The following is a 6,673-nucleotide window of genomic DNA, read 5'->3' as shown; positions in this document are numbered from 1 at the left end:
GCCGGCCGAGCCGACCCCGGCCGCCGATGTGTCCGAGCCCGCCGAGGCCGCCGAGCCGGCCCAGGCCACCCAGGCAGCCGAGGCGTCCGAACCCGCCGACGCATCCGAGGCGTCCCAACCCGCCGACGCATCCGAGGCGTCCCAACCCGCCGACGCATCCGAGGCCTCCGAACCCGCCGACGCGGCTGAGGCCGCTGACGCCTCCCCACCCGCCGACGCGGCCGAGGCCGCCACCGCGCCCGAGCCCGCCGACCTCGCCGACCCCCGTTTCTGGCAGCTGCCCGCCGCCGACCGCGCCGCGGCCTTCGAGGAGCTGCGCCGCCGTCCCGGCCCGGTGTTCTTCGGTGACCGCGCCACCGGCCGGGGTTTCCACGCGTTGGTCCGCCACGCCGACGTGGTCGAGGCCAGTCGGACCCCTGCCGTCTTCCTCAGCGGTCCCGGCGTGACCACTCCCGCCCCGGCCCGCTGGGTCCGGCTGCTGTTCGGCGACTCGATGGTCAACCTGGACGACCCCCGCCACGCCCAGCTGCGCCGGATCGTCTCGCGGGCCTTCACGCCGCGGCTGCTCGACCGGGTCGAGGAGGACGTCCGGCGGATCAGCACCGAGCTGGTCGACCGGATCGAGCGGGAGCGGCCGGAGGACTTCGTGAGCGCGGTCGCCGCCGAGCTCCCGTTCCAGGTGATCTGCACCATGATGGGCATCCCCGAGCGGCCGCGCGGCGCCATCCTCGACCTGGTCAACCGCAGCTCCGAGGACATCGGGGTGGCCCGCCCGCTGCGACGCCGGTTCCGGGCGCCGGGGCGGGGGCTGCGGGCGCTCGCCCGGATGCAGGGCATCGTCGCCGGGATCGGCCGCGAGCGCCGCCGCCGGCCGGAGGAGGACCTGATCTCCGCGCTGGTCACCGCCGACCTGGACGGCCGCCGGCTCACCGGGCGCGAGCTGGGCGCCTTCTTCAGCCTGCTGCTGGTCGCCGGGGTCGAGACCACCCGCAACGCGCTGGCCCACGGCCTTCACCTGCTGACCGTCCACCCCGAGCAGCGCGCCCTGCTGCTCGACGACCTCGACGGGCGGCTCGGCGGCGCGGTGGACGAGATGATCCGCCACGCCACGCCGATCATCCAGTTCAACCGGACCCTCGCCGCCGACCACGAGCTGGGCGGCACCGGCGGCACCCTGCTGAGGGCGGGGGAGAAGGTCGCGCTGTTCTACGGCTCGGCCAACCGGGACGAGACGGTGTTCCCCGACCCGGACGCCTTCGACATCACCCGCACGCCCAACCCGCACCTCGGCTTCGGCGGCGGTGGTCCGCACTACTGCCTCGGCGCGCACCTGGCCCAGCAGGAGATGACGGCGCTCTTCCGCGAGCTCTTCACCCGGCTGCCCGAGGCACGGTCGGTCGGCGAGCCGCAGCTCGTCCCGTCCAGCTTCGACCACCGGGTCCGCTCGCTGCGCTTCACCTTCTGAACCCGCCTGTTCCGAACCGACTGTTCCGAACCGCCCGGACCGAGGAGCGGCCGAGCAAGGAGCGGCCGGAGCGAGCAGCGGCCGGGCACCGCGGCATCCGGCCCGGCTGCCCGGCCCGGGTGGGTCCGCCGCTAGTCGGCCGGCTCCCAGACCGCGTGGTCGTGCGCGAACAGCACCCGGCGCGGCCCGTACTCCGCGATCCGGTCGAGCCAGGTCCGGTAGCCGGGCAGCGGCGCGGCCACGCCTTCGCGCGCCGCCCGCCGGGCGAGCACCGCCTGCCCGTACTCGGAGGCGAAGTCGTACGCCTGCCCGGCCAGCAGGACCGGCCCGCTGCCCGGGCGGTCCACCAGTACCGACTGGTGGCCCCCGGTGTGGCCGGGCGTGGGCAGCACCCGGACGCCGGGCCAGACCTCCGCCTCGCCGTCGAGTTCGCGGTACTCGGCGCCGGGGAAGTCGACCAGCGCGTCGATGGTGTACCCGCCGCTCCTGGCGGTGGCCAGCTCGGCGGCCTGGGCGAGGACGGGCGTGCCGGCGAACAGCGGGTTGCCGCCGCAGTGGTCGAAGTGCAGGTGGCAGTTGACCACCAGGTCGATGTCGGCGACGGCGACCCCGGCCGCGGCGAGCGCCTCCGGCAGCGGGCGGCGGACCGGACGGTAGTGCGCCTCGGTCTCCGGCTCGCCGCTGCCGATCCCGGTGTCGAACAGCAGCAGTCCCTCCGGACGCCGGACCAGGTAGGCGAGCACCGGCTCCACGCGCGGCTCCGGGCCGCCCGTCTCGCCGGCCGGCCGGACGAAGTACCCCAGGTCGAGACGGCGGATCACGCGCAATTCAGCCCCCCACGTCGCAGTGCGTCGCTCTGCCCTCGTACGGGCGGCCGTGCGGGCCCCCCGTTCGCACCCTACCCGCCGACCGGCAGCCCCCGGTCGGCCTTCACCTGCTTCATCGTCAGGTGCGAATTGACCTGCGCGATGCCCGGCAGACCGGACAGCACGTCGGTGATGAAGCGCTCGTACGCGGCGATGTCGGCCACCGCGATCCGCAGCAGGTAGTCGGGCTCGCCGAACAGGCGGTGCGCCTCCACCACCTCCGGCAGCTCGGCCACCCGGCGTTCGAACTCGGCGACTGTCATCTGGTCCTCGTGACGCATGGTGATCGTCACGAAGGGCTGGAAGCCGCGCCCGACCGCCGCGCCGTCCAGCATCGCGCGGTAGCCGCGGATCACGCCGTCCTGCTCCAGCTGGCGCACCCGGCGCAGGCAGGGGGAGGGGGTGAGGTCGACCCGGGAGGCCAGTTCGGCGTTGGTCAGCCGCCCGTCCTGCTGGAGCTCGCGGAGGATTCTGCGGTCGATTCGGTCCATGGCGCAACATTCTGCCAAAACGCCGCTCCGACCAGCAGGAAGTGGCCATCGCGTGCCAGTCGGATCCGGCTACCTTCAGTGACCGAACCGGCCGCCGGGACGCCCTGGCCAGCTGCCGGGACCCCCGGCAGACCGCCGGAGCGCCCCCGGCCCGCTGCGCCGGGTCCCACACCGCGACGAGCACGACAGGCCACGCCCACGCCCATGGACACCCACGCCCTTCTCCTCTTCCTCGGAGTCGACCTGCTCCTGGTCTGCACTCCGGGCCCCGACTGGCTCTACATCGCCGCCCGCGGCCTCGGCCAGGGACGGCGCGCCGCGCTGATCGCGGTCGGCGGGGTCTGCGCCGGGTACGCCGTCCATACCCTGCTCTCCAGCGCCGGACTGGCCGCCGCGCTGCGCGCCGTCCCGGCCGCCCTGCCCGTGCTGCGCCTGACCGGCGCCGCGTACCTGCTGGTGCTGGCCGTCATGATGCTGCTGGCGCTGCGCAAGGGCGGGGGCGCCGCCGCCCTGACCGCGCCCAAGCCGCAGCCCACCGCGACGGTGCTGCGCCAGAGCGTGCTGACCGCGCTGCTCAACCCCAAGGGGCTGCTGCTCTACCTCTCCCTGGTGCCGCAGTTCGTCGACCCGGACGCCGCACTGCCGGTCGGCGGGCAGGTGCTCGCGCTCGGCTCGCTCAACGTGCTGGCCTGCGCGGTGGTGTACGGGCTGGTCGCCCACGCCAGCGGGCGCCTCGGCGGGCGGTTCGGCGGCACCCCGCAGGCGGCCCGCCGGATGACGATGGTCTCGGCGGTACTGCTGATGCTGGTGGCGGGCGTCACGGCGAGCGCCTGAGAAGGGGAGCACAATGCCGGGCATGACCGATCGTCCGTTGCCCGCAGGAACCGCAGGAACCGCAGGAACCGCAGGAACTACTGGACCCACAGAAGCCCCCGGAGTCCCTGGGGCGCCTGGAACTCCTGGAACTCCCGGGCCCGCCGCAGTCGCCGACCGCCCCACCGCCCACGCCTGGGCGGCCCTCGGCGGACCGGCCGGACTGCTGGAGCGGGTGACCTTCCACGGCCCGGACGACGTCCTGCCCTCCGGTCTCCCGGTGCGCCGGCTCGCCCGGGCGACGGTGGCGGTCTGCTCACTGGCCGCCGCCGAACTCGCCGCCCACCGCGGCGGTGTGCCCGTTCCCGCGGTCCGGGTGAACCAGGGCGCGGTCGCCACCGCCTTCGTCAGCGAGCGGCACCTGGCGATCGACGGCCGTACGCCCGTCGGTTTCGCCCCGCACTCCGGTTTCTGGCGCACCGCGGACGGCTGGGTGCGGACCCATGCCAACTACCCGCACCACCGCACCCGGCTGCTCTCCGCCCTCGGCCTCGCCGCCGATGCCGGGCCCGAGCAGCTCGCCGAGGTGCTCCGCAGACTGCCGGCCGAGCAGATCCAGGAGCGCGCGTACGAGGCAGGGGCGCTCGCGGTGGCTGTCGCGCCGGTGAGCCCGGCCGTACACCCCCTGGTGGAGCATCGGGAGATCGGTGCCGCGGCCGGGTCCGCGCCGGTGCGCCCGCTCGGCGAGGCTCCCGTGGACCGGCCCGCCGCCGGGATCCGGGTCCTCGACCTCACCCGGGTGATCGCCGGACCGGTCGCCACCCGCACCCTCGCCCTGCTGGGCGCCGACGTGCTGCGCATTGACTCGCCCCGGCTGCCCGAGGCCGAGGACGCCCACGCGGACACCGGCTTCGGCAAGCGCTCCACCCGCCTCGACCTCGCCGAGGCGGCCGACCGCGCGGTCTTCGAGGAACTCCTCGCCACCGCGGACGTCGTGGTCAGCGGCTACCGCCCCGGCAGCCTCGACGCCCACGGCCTGGGCCCGGAGGCCCTGTTCGCCCGCCGCCCGGACCTGATCCTCGCCCAGCTCCGCGCCTGGGGCCGGACCGGTCCCTGGGCCGGTCGGCGGGGCTTCGACAGCCTGGTCCAGGCGGGCGTCGGCATCGCCGCCCACGAGGCGACCCCCGAAACGGCCCCCGAAACAGCCCACGAGGCGGCCCAGGACTCCGGCGCGGACGGCCGCCCCGGCGTGCTGCCCGCCCAGGCGCTCGACCACGGCACCGGCTACCTCGTCGCCGCCGCCGTCCTGCGCGCCCTCACCGACCAGCGCACCCGCCGCCCCGGTGGCCGCCACCTGAGCTTCTCCCTCGCCGGCACGGCCTCCTGGCTACTGCACGGCATCGAACCGGAAGCGGAACCGGAAGTGCCGCAGGGAGTCCCGTCCGGGCCGTACGACCCCTCCCACTGGCTGACCGAGACCGACTCCGCGTACGGGCGGCTGCGCCACGCCCTGCCGCCGATCGGCTACGAGGGCGCGCCGACCGACTGGTCGCGCCCGCCCGGGCGCTGGGGGACGGACGAGCCGGTCTGGCTCTGACGTGCTCGGGTGAGCCGCTGTCCGAGGGGTCTGGCAGCATCACCGCCATGACCGCACACGCCACCGGCTTCACCTGGTTCGAGGCGCGCTACCCGGACCTGGCCGAGGCCTACTGCCTCACCCAGGTCCAGGGGCTCACGCCCGACGAGCTGCTGCGCCGCTTCGACGCCCTGCCGGGGAGCGACGCCGTGGGCCTGGAAGCGGTGACGGTCCGCTCGGAGGCCTACGAGGACGGGGAGGACGCGGAGGCCGGGGCGCTGTTCGACCCGGCCGAGGACCGGTTGCTGGTCGCGGTCACCGAACTCGACGGCTGGGCCCTCGCGATCGAGCCCTACGGCTACCTCGGCGTCCTGGACACGGTGATCCCCCGGCTCGGCGAGGGCACCCGGCTGGTCTCGCACTTCCGCGACGTCAACGCCGCGGACCACTTCCACTGGTGGGAGCACGGCACTCGGCGGCTCCACTTCGAGCCGCTCTTCCCCGACCAGCGGGACGGTACGGACGCCGAGGCTCCCGGCATCCCGGAGCTGCTGACCGCGTGCGGCTTCGAGCTGGAGACGGAGGAGCACGACCTGTGCGGCGAGGCCGCGTTCGCGCTCGCCGAGCGGCTGACCGACGCCCGGCTCAGCCCGGAGCGCCTGGAAGCCGCCACCTACCGGATCGGCTACGCGCCGCGCCCGTGACCCCTCCGGGAGAGGACGGGCAGCCTTCGGGAGGCACCGGTCAGACCCCCGCCGGGATCCGCTTGGCCCGGCCGCGCACCTGCACCGCCGTGACGATCTCGACCAGGCCCAGGATCACCAGCCAGCAGCCGGCCAGCACGGTCAGCGCGGAGATCGACCCGACCGGCCACACCATCAGCAGCACGCCGGCCAGGGTGTTGGCCACGCCCGCGAAGGCCTGCCAGCCGCGGGCGGGCATCAGCGGGTCGGAGATCGCGGCGGCGAGCTGGGTGATGCCGCGGAACAGCCAGCCGATCCCGATCCAGAGCGCGAGCAGCAGCAGCGACTGCACGGCGCTGCGGAAGCAGAGCAGCCCCAGCAGGACGCAGATCGCGCCGCTGATGAAGGCCAGCACCCGCAGTGCGGTGGTGGAGTGGGTGCCGAACGCGGCGACCAGCTGCACGATGCCGATCACCAGCAGGTAGAGGCCGAACAGCACGCCCACCACCAGGAGCGTCTGCCGGGGCCAGGCGAAGACCACGATTCCGAGGGCGAGCGAGGCGAGTCCGGCGACCAGCAGGACCTGCCAGGCGGCCTTGGCGAGCAGTCCGAGCGGGCCCTGGACCGGGGCACCGTCGGGAGTGATGATCGGAGGGGCCACGGTGGCGTACTCCTCGGGCTGGCGCCGGGCGACGGGTGACGTGCCGGATGTGTGATGCCGCGACGGCCGGTGTCGGGCGTCGGGTCACGATCGGTGTCGGGTCGCCCGGCTGGCGGGC

At 75.0% G+C, this 6,673-nt stretch carries 7 protein-coding genes; 4 read left to right on the top strand and 3 right to left on the bottom strand.

Annotation, left to right across the window (positions count from 1 at the left end; genetic code table 11):
• Positions 1–277 precede the first annotated feature (277 nt).
• Positions 278–1,465 carry a cytochrome P450 gene (locus tag BU198_RS34190; protein ID WP_188300743.1) on the top strand — a complete coding sequence of 396 codons (1,188 nt, stop codon included), beginning with the start codon at positions 278–280 and terminating at the stop codon, positions 1,463–1,465.
• A gap of 131 nt (positions 1,466–1,596) precedes the next feature.
• On the opposite strand, the gene BU198_RS34185 is transcribed toward BU198_RS34190, so the two are convergent.
• The gene (locus BU198_RS34185; RefSeq protein WP_188300742.1) at positions 1,597–2,283 is read right to left on the bottom strand and encodes an N-acyl homoserine lactonase family protein; all 687 of its coding nucleotides are present in this window, start codon (positions 2,281–2,283) and stop codon (positions 1,597–1,599) included.
• An 80-nt stretch (positions 2,284–2,363) separates the two neighbouring features.
• Positions 2,364–2,822, bottom strand: coding sequence for an Lrp/AsnC family transcriptional regulator (locus BU198_RS34180; protein WP_188300731.1), 459 nt, complete (start codon positions 2,820–2,822; stop codon positions 2,364–2,366).
• A gap of 204 nt (positions 2,823–3,026) precedes the next feature.
• Here BU198_RS34180 and BU198_RS34175 point away from each other — a divergent pair, with 204 nt between their 5' ends.
• The 3 genes from BU198_RS34175 to BU198_RS34165 are packed head-to-tail and all read left to right on the top strand — an operon-like array spanning position 3,027 to position 5,915.
• Complete coding sequence (locus BU198_RS34175; RefSeq protein ID WP_188300730.1) at positions 3,027–3,656, top strand: LysE family translocator; 630 nt, start codon at positions 3,027–3,029, stop codon at positions 3,654–3,656.
• Between the two features lie 22 nt (positions 3,657–3,678).
• A complete protein-coding gene (locus BU198_RS34170; protein ID WP_188300729.1) occupies positions 3,679–5,232 on the top strand; it encodes a CoA transferase in 1,554 nt (517 codons plus the stop codon).
• 47 nt (positions 5,233–5,279) lie between these two features.
• A complete protein-coding gene (locus tag BU198_RS34165) occupies positions 5,280–5,915 on the top strand; it encodes a DUF6461 domain-containing protein (RefSeq protein ID WP_188300728.1) in 636 nt (211 codons plus the stop codon).
• A 40-nt stretch (positions 5,916–5,955) separates the two neighbouring features.
• On the opposite strand, the gene BU198_RS34160 is transcribed toward BU198_RS34165, so the two are convergent.
• Positions 5,956–6,555 (bottom strand): HdeD family acid-resistance protein, encoded by a 600-nt coding sequence (locus BU198_RS34160; protein WP_188300727.1) that lies wholly within the window; start codon positions 6,553–6,555, stop codon positions 5,956–5,958.
• Positions 6,556–6,673 lie beyond the last annotated feature (118 nt).

The sequence above is a fragment of the Streptomyces sp. CBMA156 genome (assembly GCF_014596515.1).
Taxonomy (GTDB): Bacteria; Actinomycetota; Actinomycetes; order Streptomycetales; family Streptomycetaceae; genus Kitasatospora.
The sequence above is the reverse complement of the archived record's forward strand: the minus strand, read 5'-3'. Positions and strand labels throughout refer to the sequence as shown.